Annotated in this window: 12 protein-coding genes and 1 pseudogene; 4 read left to right on the top strand and 9 right to left on the bottom strand. The window is 72.6% G+C overall.

Translation table 11 applies throughout. From position 1 onward, the window contains the following. Positions 1 to 25 precede the first annotated feature (25 nt). Entirely contained in the window at positions 26 to 376 is a 351-nt protein-coding gene (locus OHB56_RS35330) for a VOC family protein (protein ID WP_055628490.1), read from the top strand. A gap of 136 nt (positions 377 to 512) precedes the next feature. On the opposite strand, the gene OHB56_RS35325 is transcribed toward OHB56_RS35330, so the two are convergent. From OHB56_RS35325 to OHB56_RS35290, 8 genes are all read right to left on the bottom strand, one after another. Then, complete coding sequence (locus tag OHB56_RS35325) at positions 513 to 1097, bottom strand: GNAT family protein (RefSeq protein ID WP_326755785.1); 585 nt, start codon at positions 1095 to 1097, stop codon at positions 513 to 515. Between the two features lie 38 nt (positions 1098 to 1135). After that, positions 1136 to 2086, bottom strand: coding sequence for an LD-carboxypeptidase (locus OHB56_RS35320; RefSeq protein ID WP_406357835.1), 951 nt, complete (start codon positions 2084 to 2086; stop codon positions 1136 to 1138). After that, positions 2083 to 4065: a prolyl oligopeptidase family serine peptidase gene (locus OHB56_RS35315; protein ID WP_406357833.1), complete on the bottom strand. Its 1983-nt coding sequence runs from the start codon at positions 4063 to 4065 to the stop codon at positions 2083 to 2085. Before OHB56_RS35315 ends, OHB56_RS35320 begins: the two co-directional genes overlap by 4 nt. Before the next feature lie 4 nt (positions 4066 to 4069). Beyond that, the gene (locus tag OHB56_RS35310; protein ID WP_326755782.1) at positions 4070 to 5374 is read right to left on the bottom strand and encodes a M20/M25/M40 family metallo-hydrolase; all 1305 of its coding nucleotides are present in this window, start codon (positions 5372 to 5374) and stop codon (positions 4070 to 4072) included. After that, complete coding sequence (locus OHB56_RS35305) at positions 5367 to 6200, bottom strand: M55 family metallopeptidase (RefSeq protein ID WP_406357831.1); 834 nt, start codon at positions 6198 to 6200, stop codon at positions 5367 to 5369. Before OHB56_RS35305 ends, OHB56_RS35310 begins: the two co-directional genes overlap by 8 nt. 160 nt (positions 6201 to 6360) lie before the next feature. Continuing rightward, positions 6361 to 7086, bottom strand: coding sequence for a class I SAM-dependent methyltransferase (locus OHB56_RS35300; RefSeq protein WP_406357829.1), 726 nt, complete (start codon positions 7084 to 7086; stop codon positions 6361 to 6363). Between the two features lie 233 nt (positions 7087 to 7319). Continuing rightward, a complete protein-coding gene (locus OHB56_RS35295; protein ID WP_406357827.1) occupies positions 7320 to 9851 on the bottom strand; it encodes a SpoIIE family protein phosphatase in 2532 nt (843 codons plus the stop codon). Positions 9852 to 10243: 392 nt separating this feature from the next. Further along, positions 10244 to 10687 carry an SRPBCC family protein gene (locus OHB56_RS35290; protein ID WP_326757223.1) on the bottom strand — a complete coding sequence of 148 codons (444 nt, stop codon included), beginning with the start codon at positions 10685 to 10687 and terminating at the stop codon, positions 10244 to 10246. 185 nt (positions 10688 to 10872) lie between these two features. Between OHB56_RS35290 and OHB56_RS35285 the strand changes: the two are divergent. The 3 genes and pseudogenes from OHB56_RS35285 to OHB56_RS35275 all read left to right on the top strand — a co-directional run. After that, positions 10873 to 11931 (top strand): annotated as a pseudogene (locus OHB56_RS35285) (hypothetical protein); the annotation flags it as partial. Between the two features lie 281 nt (positions 11932 to 12212). Further along, complete coding sequence (locus OHB56_RS35280) at positions 12213 to 13790, top strand: alpha/beta hydrolase (RefSeq protein WP_326755777.1); 1578 nt, start codon at positions 12213 to 12215, stop codon at positions 13788 to 13790. Positions 13791 to 13961: 171 nt separating this feature from the next. Then, complete coding sequence (locus OHB56_RS35275) at positions 13962 to 14465, top strand: GNAT family N-acetyltransferase (protein ID WP_406359277.1); 504 nt, start codon at positions 13962 to 13964, stop codon at positions 14463 to 14465. Between the two features lie 30 nt (positions 14466 to 14495). Here OHB56_RS35275 and OHB56_RS35270 read toward each other — a convergent pair whose 3' ends face one another. Then, positions 14496 to 15104 carry an adenylosuccinate lyase gene (locus OHB56_RS35270; protein ID WP_326755776.1) on the bottom strand — a complete coding sequence of 203 codons (609 nt, stop codon included), beginning with the start codon at positions 15102 to 15104 and terminating at the stop codon, positions 14496 to 14498. Positions 15105 to 15328 lie beyond the last annotated feature (224 nt).

Genomic DNA, 15328 nt, shown 5'->3' with positions numbered 1-15328 from the left:
CCGTTCCCCAACTAGGCTCGTCGCCATGGAGATTCTGGGTGCCACACTGCGCGTCTGCGTCGACGACATCGAGACCGCGATCCCCTTCTACGAGCGGCTGGCGGGAGGCAGGGCCCTGCGCTTCGAGCGGGCCGGTGTCCACGTGGCCGCCGTCGGCTGCTTCCTGTTGATGAGCGGCCCCGCGGCCGAACTGGACGTACTGCGCAAGGTGGCGGCGACCATCGCGGTGAAGGACGTCGAGGAGACCGGCCGGGTGCTGGCCGAAATGGGCGCGGACATCATCGCGGGCCCGCTCCCCACGCCGGTGGGCCGCAACCTCATCGCGCGGCACCCGGACGGTGCCGTCTACGAGTACGCGGACCGTCTCGCCGTCTGACCCGTCCGGCCACGGCTCCGTCCGTACCCGTTCCGTCCCGGTGCGTGCCTCTCCCGCTCGGGCCGGGGAGGCACGGACCGGGACGGGGTGACGCCGGCGGCCTTCCGGACGCGGGGCGCCGTACGCGCCGACGCGATCAGCGCGGCCCCCGCATCTCGCGGGTGAGGGCCCAGCGTTCGTGGTCGCGCCAGGCTCCGTCGATGAAGAGCATGTCCGGCGAGAACCCCTCCAGGCGGAAGCCGCGGCCACGGGCCAGGGCGATGGAGGCGGCGTTGGCGGGCTGCACGTTGATCTCCAGCCGGTGCAGCCGCATCGGTCCGAACGCGTGCCGCACGACGAGGTCCAGCCCTTCGCTCATCAGCCCGCGCCCCGCCGCGTGCGCGAACGCGCCGTACCCCAGGACGCCGCACTGGAACGCGCCGTGCACGATGTTGTTGATGTTGATGAACCCGGCGATGGAGCCGTCACGGCCTCCGTCGTCCGGGCCCGCGTCGGCGTCCGCCTTCTCGCAGACCAGGAAGCCGGCCCTGGTGGGGTCCTCGATCAGCAGCTGCGCGTACGCGGAGTACGCCGAGGCGCTGTCCGGCGGGAACAGCCAGGGGTGGTGCAGGTCCTTGCTCTCCCGGGCACGGGCAGTGAACTCGGCGCTGTCCGCGTGGGTGAAGTGGCGTACGCCCACACGGGGGCCTTCGGCGAGGTAGCGGGAAGCGGGGTGCGGCACCCTGCCACCCTACGTCGGGTCTTGGGTACGGGACGGGCTCAGCTCAGCGCCGGTTCGTCGAGCGTCAGGGTGCCCGCGTCCGCGTCGAGTTCGGCCGTGACGCCGAACGGCACGGTGAGCGCCCCGTCGCAGTGCCCGAACCCGAACTGCTCGGCCACGGGCACGCCGAGAGCGCCGAGCCGGTCGGCGAGCAGCGCCCGCACCTTCTCGTAGGGGCCGCACTGCGCCCAGGAGCCGAGCAGCAGTCCCGACACCCCGTCGAACCAGCCGGCCCGCGACAGCTGGGTGAGGTACCGGTCGAGCCGGTACGGCTCCTCCCCCACGTCCTCCAGGCACAGCAGCCCGCCGCGCGCGGAGGGCCTGGTGTGCGGGGTGCCGAGGTCGGCGGCGAGCAGGGCGAGGCAGCCGCCGAGCGTGACGCCGCGCGCCCGGCCGGGGACCAGCGCGGTCCCGTCGGAGGCGAGGGTGCGGACGGTCTCGGGGGCGAACAGGGTGGCCTTGAGGTGCTCCTGTGCGCGGGTGTTCTTGAGGAAGTCGACGCCCGCCGCCATCGGCCCGTGCAGGGTGACCAGACCGAGCCGGGTCGCGAACGCCTCGTGCAGGGCGGTGATGTCGCTGAACCCGACGAGGACCTTCGGTCCGGCGGCCCGCATCGCCGGCCAGTCGAGCAGGTCGACCATGCGCTGCACGCCGTAGCCGCCCCGGGCGCAGATCACCGCGTCCACGGCGGGGTCGCACCAGGCGGCCTGCAGGTCGGCGGCCCGGTCCGCGTCGGTGCCGGCCAGGTAGTCGAACTCGCCGTGGCGGTCCAGGACGTGGAGGGCGGCCACCGGGTCGAGGTCCCAGCCGCGCAGCACGTCGAGACCGGCCTGCAGCCGCTCCTCCGGCACGGGCCCGCTGGGCGCGACGACGGCCACCCGGGCGCCGGGACCGAGCCGGGGCGGCCGCCACAACGGCTCGGCCCGGCTCGGCCACGCGGTTCGGTTCATCGGTGCGACCCGGCTCGTCGGGTCAGCTCCAGGACCGGCACGCCCGGTACCGACAGTCCGAAGACCTGCGTGTACAGGGACAGTTCGGCCTCCAGTGCGCGCACCATGGTCTCGGCGCGCCGGAAGCCGTGCCCCTCTCCCTCGAAGGTGAGATACGCGTGCGGCACGCCCCTGCCCTCCAGGCGGGCGAGGAACCGCTCGCACTGCACGGGAGGGCAGATCCGGTCGTCCAGGCCCTGGAGGAGCAGGAACGGCGCGGTGAGCCGGTCGGCGTGTGCGGCGGGCGAGCGTTCGGCGTACCGCTCGGGGACTTCGGCGCGCGGGCCGATGAGGCTCTCGAGGTACCGGGACTCGAAGTCGTGGGTCTCTCCCGGGCCCCAGCCGGTCAGGTCGAGCACCGGGTAGATGATGGTGCCGCAGGCGTAGATGTCGGTCGTGGTGAGGGAGACGGCCGTGGTCCAGCCGCCGGCGCTGCCGCCGCGGACGGCGAGCCGGTCGCGGGCGGCGGTGCCCTCGTCGGCGAGGGCGAGCGCGACGGCGGCGCAGTCCTCGACGTCGACCACGCCCCACTGCTCGCGCAGCCGGTCCCGGTAGGCGCGCCCGTAGCCGGTGGAGCCGCCGTAGTTGACCTCGGCGACGCCGATGCCGCGCGAGGTGAAGTAGGCGATCTCGAGGTCGAGCACGAGCGGCGCCCGGCCGGTGGGCCCGCCGTGCGCCCAGATCACGTACGGCGGCAGCTCGCCGTCGGGCCCGGCGCAGCCGGGGTTGCGCGGCGGGTACACCTGGGCGTGGATCTCGCGGCCGTCCGGCCCGCTGAAGGTGCGGACCTGTGGCTGCGGGTAGTGGGCGGGATCCACGGCGTCCTTGTGCGGGGTGCCGATCACCCGGGCCCTGCCGGTTCGGGTGTCCAGCTCGACGACCTCGTGGGCGCTGCGCGGGCTCGCTCCGACGGCCACGACGCGCTCGCCGTGGGACGCGAGCGTGGGCGTGAACTCGGTCCAGGGCCCGGCCACGTCGACGACCTCGCCCCGCTCCGGGTCGAGGATGCCGAGCGTGGCGGCGCCCCGGCCGTGCACGACGGCGATCAGGCCGCTGTCCAGCGGGGTGAACCAGCGCGACCCCGGCTTCCACAGCGGCCCGCCGAACTCCTCCTCGCGCGGGCAGACGGGTTCGCCGTCGAGGTAGAGGTTCCACCAGCCGGTGCGGTCGCTCGTGTGGAGCAGTCGGCCGTCGTGCGTCCAGTCGGCCTGGGCGACCGACTCGCCCGGGCCGCCGGCCACGGTGCGGGCGTCGTGCAGGGTGCCGTCGGGAGCGACGTCGGCGAGGCGGAGCTCGGTACCGTCCCAGGGCATGCGGGGATGGTCCCAGGCCAGCCAGACGGCGCGCCGCCCGTCGGGCGAGAGGCGCGGCCCGGTGACGAACCGGTGCCGGTCGTCGGTCAGTTCGCGCACGGCACCGCGGTCGTCGGCGGCCGAGCCGTCCAGCGGTACGGCGGCCAGGACGCGGCGCACGTCACTGGGGCCGTCGCCGGTGAACTCCTCCAGGACGCACCACACCTCGCCGCGGTCCGGCAGCAGGGTCGGCTCGGCCCAGCGCAGCCCCTGCCCCACCGGGGAGACGGGGGTCAGCGGCCGCGGCTCGCCGCCCGGTTCGTACCGGTGGAGGCGCTGGTCGGCGAAGTCCACGAACACCACGAGCGGGTCGTCGTCCCGCACGAAGCCGGCCCAGGGCCGTCCGCCGTACTCGTGGACCCGGCTGCGCACGTTCCAGGGCGCGGGCAGGACGGACTCCTCGGTACCGTCGGAGTGCCGCCGCACCAGGGTGCGGCGGCCGCCCTCGGCGGGCCGGGGCTCGGTCCACCACACCTCGTCCCCGACGAACCCCACGTACTCGGGGCTTCCGTCGTGCGCCGCGGCCGTGGCCGCGTCGATGGGCGAGGGCCACTCGCCGTACGGCAGGGTTCGCACCGTCTCCCCCATGGGCTCAGGCCGTCCGCAGGAACCGGTCGAGGACGCGGACGCCGAAGTGGAGCGCCTCGACGGGGACGCGCTCGTCGACTCCGTGGAAGAGGGCCTGGTAGTCGAGGCCCTCCGGCAGCTTCAGCGGGGCGAAGCCGTAGCCGGTGATGCCGAGGCGGGAGAACTGCTTGGCGTCCGTGCCGCCGGACATGCAGTACGGCACGGGGTGGCCCTCGGGTGCGAACTCCTGCACCGCGGCCCGCATCCGGGCGAACGTCGTCGAGTCCACCGGCGACTGCAGGGCCGGCTCCCGGTGCTGGAACTCCCAGTCCACGTCGGGCCCGGTGAGCCGGTCCAGGGTGGAGCGGAAGTCGTCCTCGCCGCCGGGCAGGATCCGTCCGTCGATGTAGGCCTCGGCCCGGCCCGGTATCACGTTGACCTTGTAGCCGGCGTCCAGCATCGTCGGGTTGCTGCTGTTGCGGAGGGTGTGCTCGACGAGCTTCGCGGCCGGGCCCAGCTTGGTGAGCAGTGTGTCCACGTCGGACAGGTCGGGGTCGAGGCCGTACAGGGCGGCGAGTTCGCTGAGCGCCGCGCGGACGGTCGGGGTGAGCCGCACCGGCCACTCGTGCTCGCCGATGCGGGCGACGGCGGCGGCGAGGCGGGTCACCGCGTTGTCCCGGTTGACCTTGGAGCCGTGGCCGGCCCGCCCGCGGGCGGTGAGCTTCAGCCAGGCCGTGCCGCGTTCTCCCGCGGCGATCGGGTAGAGCTGCCGGCCGGAGCCGTCGTGGACGGTGTAGGCGCCCGATTCGCTGATGCCCTCGGTGCAGCCCTCGAAGAGCTCCGGGTGCCGGTCGGCGAGGAACCCGGATCCGTCCTCGGCGCTGGCCTCCTCGTCGGCGGTGAAGGCGATCACAATGTCGCGCCGGGGCCGCACGCCCTGGCGGGCCCAGGCCCGCACCACGGCGAGGATCATCGCGTCCATGTTCTTCATGTCGACGGCGCCGCGTCCCCAGACCACCCCGTCGCGCACCTCGCCGGAGAAGGGGTGCACGCTCCAGTCGGCCGCCTCGGCCGGTACGACGTCGAGGTGGCCGTGGACGAGGAGCGCGTCGGCCGTCGGGTCGGTGCCCGCGAGGCGCGCGACGACGTTGGTCCGGCCGGGGGTGCGCTCGAGCAGCACCGGTTCCAGGCCCGCTCCGGCCAGCCGCTCCGCCGCGTACTCGGCGGCGGGCCGCTCCCGGCAGTCACCGCCGCCCCGGTTCGTGGTGTCGATCCTGATGAGGTCGGACGTGAACGTCACGACCTCGTCCAGAGCGTGTTCGTCAGCCATACTGCTCCTCCACCGCAGCCGAGGCGATCGTGGTGACCGCCTTGAAGGTGCGGATCCCGTCGTACATGGTCCCGCTGGTGTATGCCACTTTCCGCTCGCCGGTCCGGGCCACGCCCGGCACGACGGTGGCGGCCATGGCCAGATGTTCGGCGTCGAACTCGACCGCGACGGTGAAGGGGCCCGCGGCCACCGGCTCGTGGCGCACCGCGAGCGCGGCGGCGTCCTTGGCCGCCGCACGGATGTCGGAGGCCGTCCGGGCGGGTGTCCGGCACACCGCCGCGTACCGCGACACATGGTCCTTGACCGCGACCTTCAGCGCCCCGGGCGCGTAGCCGAGCGCGTCCTCGCAGGCCACGTCGTCGCCGGTGACCAGGACGACCGGCACTCCGTACTCGGCGACGACGGCGGCGTTGAGCAGGCCCTCGCTCGCCCGTTCGCCGTTCAGCCACACCCCGGTGATGGAGTTGGCGAGGAAGGTGTGGGCGAGGACGCCCTCCATGCCGGCGCCGGCGTGGTAGCCGATGAACGCGATGCCGTCCACGTCGCCGTGCTGCACGCCCTCGACCATGGACAGCGTCTTGTGCCGCCCGGTGATCATCTCGGCCCGCTCGTCGAGCCGCTCCAGCAGGAGATTGCGCATGGTCCAGTGCGCCTCGTTGATCAGCACCTCGTCGGCGCCGCCGTCGAAGAAGCCCCGCACGGCGGCGTCGACGTCGGAGGTGAACATGGACCGGCAGCGCTCCCACTGCGGGGTGCCCGGCAGCACGTCGGCCGGCCAGGTGACGCCGGTGGCGCCCTCCATGTCGGCGCTGATGAGGATCTTCATGCGCCTCACGCTACGTCGTGCTGCCAAAACTCTGCCAGGCCTGTGGAGAACTCTCACCGGCCCAGACCAATGACGGTACAGGGTGCACGGAACCGCCTCCCGCCTGCCCCTCCCGCACGCCTCGGCCCGCGGGCCCGGCCTGATCCGGACGACGGTCCGGTCACCCGGCCCGTCCCGTCGCGTACCAGCCGGAGGGCAATGCGATGCGGGAGCCGTCGGGCGCGTACTCCGTCGTGGTGAGGGGCGCGGTGCCGCTCGCCAGGAGGGTCAGCCCGGCCGCGGCCAGGAACTCCGGTACCTCGTCGTCGGCCATCCTCCCGGGGGCTATGCCGTGCCGGAAGACCGCCGCCACCTTGGGCGGCGGGCCGGCGGGCAAGGCCGTGAGGCTCTGCAGCAACGCCCCCGCGGCCTCGGCGGGTTCGACGAGGAAAGCACGGCCGCGGTCGCCGACCAGGGTGGCGATGCCGTCCGCCAGGGGCTGCCGTTCCCCGGCCTCGCACTGGTGCAGCACGCCCCGCACGTAGACGTTGACGTCGCCGAGTTCCGCGTGCAGGTCCTGCGCCTCGCCCTTCTCTGCGGCGTTCAGCTGCCGGTAGGAGGCCCGGCCGGCCGGATCGGCACGCCGGGCGTGGTCCAGGGCGGCGGCGGACAGGTCGGCCCCGACGACGTGCGGGAAGCGGTCGGCGAGGAAGCGGGTCTGGGTGCCGTTGCCGCAGCCCAGGTCGACCATCGGCAGGCCGGGATCGAACAGATGCGGTGCGAACAGGACCAGGTGGCGGGCGACGGTCAGGGCGGGTTCCGCATCCCAGAACACGCTTCCCTGCCCACCCGGCGCCTCGCGCCAGAAACCCTCCCACGCCTCCCGGTACCGACTGGTCACGCTCATGCCCGACTCCCCAGGGTGTGAAGCGAATCCGCCCGCGTGACGGGTCGGTACGGTGTATCGCGCGCCGGGGCGCACCGACAAGGGCACGGCGCATTCCTTCACGCCTCGTTCGCCTCGGGTGAGCCCCTGTTCGCGTCGCGTGAACCCTCGTTCGCGTCGACCGGTCGTCCCCTCGCGTCGACCGGTCGTCCCCTCGCGCCGAACGGGAGGTGAGAGACGGGAGGCGTGCCGGATCAGCGGCGCGGCAGCGTCAGTTCGAACCAGACGCTCTTGCCGGAGTTGGTCCGGCTGGTGCCCCACTCCCGCGCGAGCCTGCTGACCACCCGCAGCCCGCGCCCGGACTCGTCCGTCGGCCCGGCGTTGAGGAGGGTGGGCAGTTCGTGGTCGTCGTCCTCCACCTCGCACAGCAGGGTGTCGCCGCGGACCAGGCGCAGCGCGACGGGCCGGGCGTGGGCGTGCCGTACCGCGTTGGTGACGAGTTCGCCGACCATCAGCTCGACGTTGACGACGTGCTTCTCCAGGCCCCACTCGTAGAGCTGTTCGCGGACCATGGCGCGGGCCCGGGGGACCTCCGACGGGTCGGGGACGAGCCGCCACTCGGCGACGTGGTCGGGCTCGATGCCGTTCAGGCGTGCCATCAGCAGGGCCACGTCGTCCTTGCGGCCGCCGCGACCCGCTTCCGAAAATGTCACAGCGAGGGCGCGGATGATGGTGTCGCAGGCGTCGTCCATGGACGCGGCCGGGTGGGCGGCGGATGCGCACAGGGCGGCAAGGCCGACACCGATGTCCTCGCCGCGCACCTCGACCAGTCCGTCGGTGCACATCACCAGCCGGTCACCGGGCTCCACGCGCACGCGCACGGACTCGAACGGCACACCTCCGACGCCGATCGGGGCGCCGGTGGGCAGGTCCAGCAGTTCGCTGCGGCCGTCCGCCGCACGGACCAGGACGGGCGGGATGTGTCCGGCGTTGGCGAGGTGGAGCTCGCTCGCGATGGGGTCGTAGACGGTGTACAGACAGGTCGCCAGGTGGGTGTCGCCCAGCCGCTGGGCAAGGTCGTCGAGGTTGCGCAGCAACTGCGCGGGCGGCAGGTCGAGTCCCGCCATGGTCTGCACGGCGGTGCGCAGCTGGCCCATCATCGCGGCGGAGTTCAGGCCGTGGCCCATGACGTCACCGACGACGAAGGCGGTGCGGGCGCCGGGCAGCTTCACCGAGTCGAACCAGTCGCCGCCGACCCGGCCGAGCAGCGTGCCCGGCAGATAGCGGGTGGCTATGTCACAGCCCGCCATGCGCGGCGGGATCTGCGGGAGCATGCTGTCCTGGAGCGTCTCGGCGACGTTCTCCTGGTAGGTGTACATGCGCGCGTTGTCGAGCACCAGGCCCGCGCGGGCGGCGAGTTCGGCGCCGGTGACGCGGTCCATGTCGTTGAAGACCTGCCGCTCCGGGTGGCGCAGCAGAATCATGAAGCCGAGGACGACCTGACGCGCCTTCAGCGGCACGACGAGCATCGAGCGGCCGGTGATCAGCGGGCGGATGTCGCGCTTCTCGAACTGCGAGGCGACGGCATGCCCCATCTGCTCGCTGATGCGCGGCACGAGGACGGGCTCGCCGGTGGTCATGCACTGGAAGAACGGGGTGTGGGCCGGGAAGGGCATGGCTTCGCCGACGGGCACGACGTCGTCCCAGCGGCCGGGTTCGTCGGTGTGCTCGAGGGCGACCCGGTGCCACAGGGTGGTGGTGTCGGGCACGCCCTCGTCGAAACCCTCACCGGCGACGACCTGTTCGCGCAGATAGGTGCCGGCGACGTCGGTGAAGCGGGGGACGACGGCCTTGCTGACCTCGACGATGGTGCGGGACAGATCGAGGGAGGTGCCGATCCGGGAGCTGACCTCGTTGAGGAACTCCAGGCGTTCGCGGACGGCGGCGTACTCGAGGTCCTCGGCTTCGTCGCGCTGGTCCTCGGGCACGGGTTCGCCGGCCGCGCGGGCCCGTGCGGCCCGTTCGCGACGCGCCTTGCGTTCGGCGCGGCGGGGCACACCCCAGTCGGGGGTGACGGGCACCCGCTCGTTCTGGCTGAACTCCAGGACGGGATAGCCCATTTCGAGGATCTGGGCGGCGATGCGGGCACTCTCCCCGACGCTCATGCTGGGCAGGATCTCGGGGAGCCGGCGGGCCAGGTCCGCGGAGCCGGGGAAGTCGGTGTGCAGGGCGAATCCGGGGGCGATCCGCTCGAACGCCTCCGTCTCGTCGCCGTGCAGCGCGTCCGCGTCGGCGGCGAGCACCAGCAGCCTCTCGCCACCGGAACCGACCAGCGGGTAGGCCCACCACAGCACGTCGACACGCCCCGTCCCGGACCCGGAGCCGGCTTCGGGCTCGTGGGCGGGAGCGGAGGCAGGGGCGGCGAGGCGGGCGCGGCCCGCGGCCGGATAAAAAAGGCCCCGGCCGAAGGAGGATTCGAAACCGGGGCCGGGACCGTCGTAGTCGGCGTACGACGCGTACGCACCGTGTCGCCCGGCTTCTCTCTCCTCCTCGTCCCCGGGGAGGGCACCGGAGACCGGCAGCAGATCGACGGCCGGGCGGCCGAGGGCGTCGTCCTTGGACGGCCCGAACAGGCGTCGTGCGCCTGTACTCCAGTGCGAGACCAGCCCGTCGCGGTCCACGACGACGACGGCCAGCGGGATCCGGCCGGCATCGAGGCCTTCGGCCGCCTCACCGTCCTCGGCTCCATGGCCGGCCGGTGCGTCCCGCTCGGTGCCACGGTCCATGGCCCAGGCCCTCTCTCCCCACGGCTCCCAAGATCTGTACCGCCGTACCACCGTACGGGCACGGCTGGTTGCGATGTGTGGCAATACGGGAATTGACCGCCGTCGTTCGCACCGGAGCGCGCCACCCGTGCAAACGCCCGTTCGCGACCTCGTTCCCGCCCCCGGTCCCGTTCCTGTACCTCGGTCCTCGTGCCCCAGCTGGAGGTCCCGTTCGGCACGGTCCCGTTCGGCGACCTGCTCGAACCGGTGAGGGGAGCCGGCCCGGACCCGGCCGCACCGGCCGCAGCGAGAAGCCGACCGGCGGCCGGCTTGCGGCCGACGTCCCGCTGCCACCGGCCTCTTGAGGCGGACCGGCCCTTGATGCGGCCGGGCCCGCCCCTTCACCTCGGCGGCTACTTCTCGACCTCGGTGGCGAGGTTGGCGAGCAGCGCGTCGTGGATGCGCGCGAGGCCCTTGGGGGCGAAGGTCCTCTCGAAGAAGCCGCCGATGCCCCCGGCGCCGGTCCAGGTGGTGGTCACGACGACCCGGGACCTGCCCTCCCCGGCCGGGGTGACGCGCCAGGTGGTGACCATGGACGAGTTGCGGTCCTTCTCGACCAGTTCGCCGTCGCTCGGCTCGGTGACCTCCAGGAGGCAGTCACGGACGCGCTTGCTGGTGGCTTGGAGCTTCCAGTGGACGAGGCTGCCCTCACCGTCACCGCCCTCGCGGACCTCGTACTCGCTGTACTGCTCGGGCAGCAGCCTCCCGCGCGTGCCGCTGTAGTCGGCGAGGGCATCGAACACCGTCTCCGCGTCCGCCACGACGATCCGCTCCGTAGTGGCCTCGACCTGCGCCATCGACTTCCTCCAGGACATGGGTTCTCGGTGGGTCGGGGCAAGCCAACCACCCCCTCGCCCGGCCCCCCAAATCGGGAGTCCGGAAGTGATCGGGAGTGTGCTCAAACCAGTCGTTCGCGCGATCAAGGGAACGCTTGTTCTATCGTGTGAGCCCGTGCTTGGTCCAGTACCACCGAGGAGGCGTCATACGCCGGGAGAACCTCACCCCGGACTCCGCACACAGCCGGGCCGACGCCGCGCTGTTCGGCGCGGACGCGGTGGCCACCCGCACCTTCGACACGCCGGAGTTCGCCGGAATCACCTTCCACGAGATCCACGCCCGCTCGATCCCCAGCCGGTCGCCCGGAGCGTCCCGCATGCCCTTCGAGTGGTCCGTGATTCCCCATCGGAGGTGCACGCATGGATGCACACAATTCAGCTTATGATCCTATTCCTCAGGGAGACGCAGTGCCCACCGCGCCGCACGCAGACAGGGTCTGGAGGAACATGACCAGATCCCTCTCGAACCCGACCGACTCCGACTGCCCGACGGCCACCAACCGGGCAGGGTCCGCCGCCTACACCACGCTCCTCGAGGGCGGCGCAGCCCGCACCGCGGACGACTCCACCACCAGGCCGTGGCTACTCCTGCGGGATCACACCACCAGCCGCCTCCCGCATTCATGAACGCCCGCCACACCACCACAGGCCCGCAGGCCCGCGGTGCGGCAGGACACACACAAGCGTCCCGCTGGAGGCTTGCGTGCCACCAGCAGGACGGGGCTCGAGGCCGGCGTCTGCGCTCTCACCGACTGCCCCCGGACAGCAGAAAGGCCACGCCCATCCGCCACGGGCGGCAACGGACGGACGGGGCCGTACCGGTGTCGGCTGCAGAGTGACGGACCAGGTCCCCGGTACAGGGTCGCCTCCCCGTCCGCAGCGACGGTGATGTGGGCACCCACGCAGGGAGCCCTCCCCCGCGGTTGAGCCGGTTCCGCTTCCTGGGCGACCGGCCGGAACAACTACGGGCCACCGTGCGGGCGATCGCCACGGCGGGAGCCACCTCCGTCACGCCGCTCGTGCTGCACCTGCGGCCGGGGGCCCGCGAGTGGTTCACGTCCTGGCTCGGGCAGCACCATCCGTACCTCGTGAACCGGTACGAGCGGCTGTACGGGGAGGGCGCCTAAGCCCCGAAGTGGTACCAGCGCAGGATCACCCGTCAGATCCACGACCTGGCCAGGGAGTACGGCATCGGCCCCGCCCGCGCGGAGATGTCCCACCGCCTCCGGCCCGCCGGACACCCGGTGACCGGCTCTCCGAACCACGGACCCCCTGCCTCCGAGCCCTCCGCCTCCGCCTCCCGACACTCCGACTCCTCCACGTCGGGCCCGACCCAACTCTCTCTGTCTTTAGAAGCATTCGAGGGCATCCGGCGACCCGATCGGGTCAAGAGTCGGCGGAACGCGTTCATCCAGCGGCTCATTCCGGGACGATGCCGCGTGGACCGTGAGCCCGCGGTTCACCGACCTCCGTCCTGGGAGGACCCATGAGGAAACGCGCAGCAGTGCTGTGCAGTGCCGCCGCCGTCATGGCCGGGAGCCTGACGGCCCTGCCCGCCGAGGCGGCCGCACCGAGCGGCGCCGACACGTTCCGCGCGGCGAAGCCCGTGTGGAAGGAGTGCGGCACCAAGGACCATCCGACGCTGCAGTGCGCGTCCGTCGAGGTACCGCTCGACCATGCCCGCCCCGAGGGGCGGAAGATCACCCTCGCGCTGTCCCGCGTTCCGCACACCGCGAAGAAGTACCAGGGCCCTCTGCTGGTCAACCCGGGCGGCCCCGGCGGCAGCGGGCTGGCGCTCGCCGGGTTCGTCGCGGCCTCGCTGCCGAAGAAGGTGGCCGCCCAGTACGACGTGATCGGCTTCGATCCGCGGGGGGTGGGCGAGAGCAGGCCCGCGCTGAACTGCGAGCCGGACTTCTTCGACCCGGTGCGGCCGAACACGGTGCCGAGCACCCGCGCGGTGGAGCAGGCCAACCTCGCGCGCGTGAAGTCGTTCGCCGACGCCTGCGGCAAGAAGCACGCGGATCTCCTGCCGCACGTGAACACGACCAGCGCGGTACGCGACATGGACGTGATCCGGCAGGCGCTGGGCGCGGAGAGGATCAATTACTTCGGCTACTCCTACGGCACGTATCTGGGCGCCGTGTACGCCAAACTGTTCCCGGAGCGGGTACGGCGCCTGGTCCTCGACTCGATCGTCGACCCCACCGGGGTCTGGTACGAGACCAACCTGAACCAGGACCGCGCCTTCAACGACCGCCACCGCGCCCTGATGGCCTGGATCGCCGAGCACGACGGCACGTACCGGCTCGGCACCGATCCGGAGAAGATCGAGGCCGAGTGGTACGCGATGCGCGCGGCCCTGGCGAAGAAGCCGGCCGGTGACAAGGTGGGTGCGGCCGAACTGGAGGACACCTTCCTGCCGGGCGGCTACTACAACGGCTACTGGCCCTATCTGGCGGAGGCGTTCGCGGCGTACGTGAACAAGGGCGACTCGGGCCCGCTGGTCAGGACGTACGAGAACTTCGGCGCGATCGACGCCGCCGGCGCCAACGGCTACAGCGTCTACACGGCGGTCGAGTGCCGGGACGCGTCCTGGCCGCGGGACTGGCGGCAGTGGCGCAAGGACAACTGGGAGGTGTACGAGCAGGCGCCGTTCATGACGTGGAACAACGCCTGGTACAACGCGGCGTGCGCGTTCTGGCCGACTGAGTCGCTGCGGCCCGTGAACATCGTCAACGGGAAGCTGCCGCCGGCGTTGCTCTTCCAGGCCACCGACGACGCGGCCACCCCCTACCAGGGAGGCGCGGCGGTCCACCAACTGCTGGCCGGCTCCAGCCTGGTGGTGGAGCAGGACGGCGGCAATCACGGCATCACGCTGAGCGGCAACGCCTGCCTGGACGAGCACCTGACGGCGTATCTGACCGACGGCACCGTACCGCGCGGCCGAGGCGGGGCCGACGCGGTGTGCGAGGCGCTGCCCGACCCGAGTCCGCGGACGTCGAAGGCCGCGTCCCCCATGTCCCGCGGCTCGACCCTGCACGGCCTGCTCGGTTTCCGCGGCTGAGGAGGCGGCGAGTCGTCGAGGCGGGGAGCCGGGGACGGGAAGTCAGGGGCGGGGCAGGGCGTTGTCGGACCCCTGGTCCACCATGGAGCGATGACTGAGCCGACCCGGATCCCCGCCCCCGCCCCCGCCGATGTATTCACCTCGCCCCCGGCGGGGTTCGTGCCGCGCCCGATGACGGCGGACGACTGCGCCGAGGTCGCCGAAATCCGCATACGCGGCTGGCAGTACGCCTACAAGGGCTTCGTCCCCCAGCCGTATCTCGACGGCCTCGACATCGCGGCGGACGCCAACCGGCAGCGCGCGCGTCTGCTGGCCGGCGACCGGCGCGTGATGAACCTGGTCGTCGACGGCGACGGCGGCAAGCTCCTCGGCTGGGTGTCCCTCGGCCCGTACCGGGACGGCGAGACACGCACCGAGGATGCCGAGTTGTACGCCCTGTACCTCCGCCCCCGGTACATCGGCCGGGGCGTGGGCAGGGCCCTCCTCGCGTCGGCGGTCCGGCACTGCGCCGCCGCCGGACACCCGCGCATGTACCTGTGGGTCCTCAAGGACAACACCCGCGCCCGCCGCTTCTACGAGCGGGCCGGCTTCGCCGCGGACGGCGCCGAGGAGGCCTTCGAGGTGGGTGGGGCGGTGGTGCCCGAGGTGCGGTACGTGAAGGATCTCCGCGGCTGAGTGTCCCGGCCACCGCCGCGGAGCCCGCGGCTACCGCTGCCCCGGGATCCGCGGCCCGGACGCCCGCCGCTGCCCGGGGATCCGCGCCAGGGCCCGGACCGCCGCCTCGGCCAGGGCGGGATGGGCCAGTGCCTCGTTCAGGACGGGTTCGGCGCGGGCGTCGCCGAGTTCGCCCAGTCCCTCCACGCAGGCGAGGGCGACCCCGCGGTACGGGTCGTGCGGGCTCAGCCGCCGCCGCAGCGTGGTGATCAGGGCGGGCACGGCCTCCGGGGCGCGCAGTTCGACGAGCAGGCGTACGGGGTGCAGGGCGTAGGCGACGCGGAGTTCGTTGGTGGCGAGGGCGGCGGCGGCACGGGCGGTGCGCGGGTCGCCGAGGCGGGCCAGGGCGTAGGCGGCGCCGGCGCAGCGCGGGGGGTCCCGGTGGTTGAGGAGGAGCACGAGGGACTCGAAGGCCCGTCGGTCCCCCGCGAGCCCGAGCCGGAAGGCCGCCAGCTCCCTGGCCCACAGCGGCTGCCCCGGTTCGGTGAGCACGGTGGCCAGGGCGTCGGGGTCCTCGGTCGCCAGAAGCCGGTCGACGGCTGCCGATCCGGCCGCCTCGGCCCGTAAGCGCTCCGTGAGCGATCGCAACTCTTCGTCCATGCCCCGAGGTTAGACGGCCCACTCGACTGCCGGGACGTACATCACAAACACCGGGGGCTGGCGCGCTCGTTACCCGCGAGTTAAGCTCAATCGAGCGAGTCACCCACTCGCGTTCTCGCTGTTCGTTTCTCCTCACGGTGGTTTGGTGACGCAGCCACGGTGAGTGCAGTCGGTTCGGTACTCGTACGCGTGTACCGCAGTACGGCTCGGCCTCGGGACAGGGC

Origin of the sequence: Streptomyces sp. NBC_01635 (assembly GCF_045209715.1) — a bacterium.
In the GTDB taxonomy this organism is placed as follows: domain Bacteria; phylum Actinomycetota; class Actinomycetes; order Streptomycetales; family Streptomycetaceae; genus Streptomyces; species Streptomyces hirsutus.
Note: the sequence above shows the minus strand (reverse complement) of the source record. Positions and strands in the feature narration are given on the sequence as shown.

Coding starts and splice junctions, on each gene's coding strand:
- OHB56_RS35330 (WP_055628490.1), top strand. CDS start 26: ATGGAGATTCTGGGTGCCACACTGCGCGTCTGCGTCGACGACATCGAG.
- OHB56_RS35320 (WP_406357835.1), bottom strand. CDS start 2,086: ATGAACCGAACCGCGTGGCCGAGCCGGGCCGAGCCGTTGTGGCGGCCG.
- OHB56_RS35315 (WP_406357833.1), bottom strand. CDS start 4,065: ATGGGGGAGACGGTGCGAACCCTGCCGTACGGCGAGTGGCCCTCGCCC.
- OHB56_RS35310 (WP_326755782.1), bottom strand. CDS start 5,374: ATGGCTGACGAACACGCTCTGGACGAGGTCGTGACGTTCACGTCCGAC.
- OHB56_RS35305 (WP_406357831.1), bottom strand. CDS start 6,200: ATGAAGATCCTCATCAGCGCCGACATGGAGGGCGCCACCGGCGTCACC.
- OHB56_RS35300 (WP_406357829.1), bottom strand. CDS start 7,086: ATGAGCGTGACCAGTCGGTACCGGGAGGCGTGGGAGGGTTTCTGGCGC.
- OHB56_RS35295 (WP_406357827.1), bottom strand. CDS start 9,851: ATGGACCGTGGCACCGAGCGGGACGCACCGGCCGGCCATGGAGCCGAG.
- OHB56_RS35290 (WP_326757223.1), bottom strand. CDS start 10,687: ATGGCGCAGGTCGAGGCCACTACGGAGCGGATCGTCGTGGCGGACGCG.
- OHB56_RS35280 (WP_326755777.1), top strand. CDS start 12,213: ATGAGGAAACGCGCAGCAGTGCTGTGCAGTGCCGCCGCCGTCATGGCC.
- OHB56_RS35275 (WP_406359277.1), top strand. CDS start 13,962: ATGACGGCGGACGACTGCGCCGAGGTCGCCGAAATCCGCATACGCGGC.
- OHB56_RS35270 (WP_326755776.1), bottom strand. CDS start 15,104: ATGGACGAAGAGTTGCGATCGCTCACGGAGCGCTTACGGGCCGAGGCG.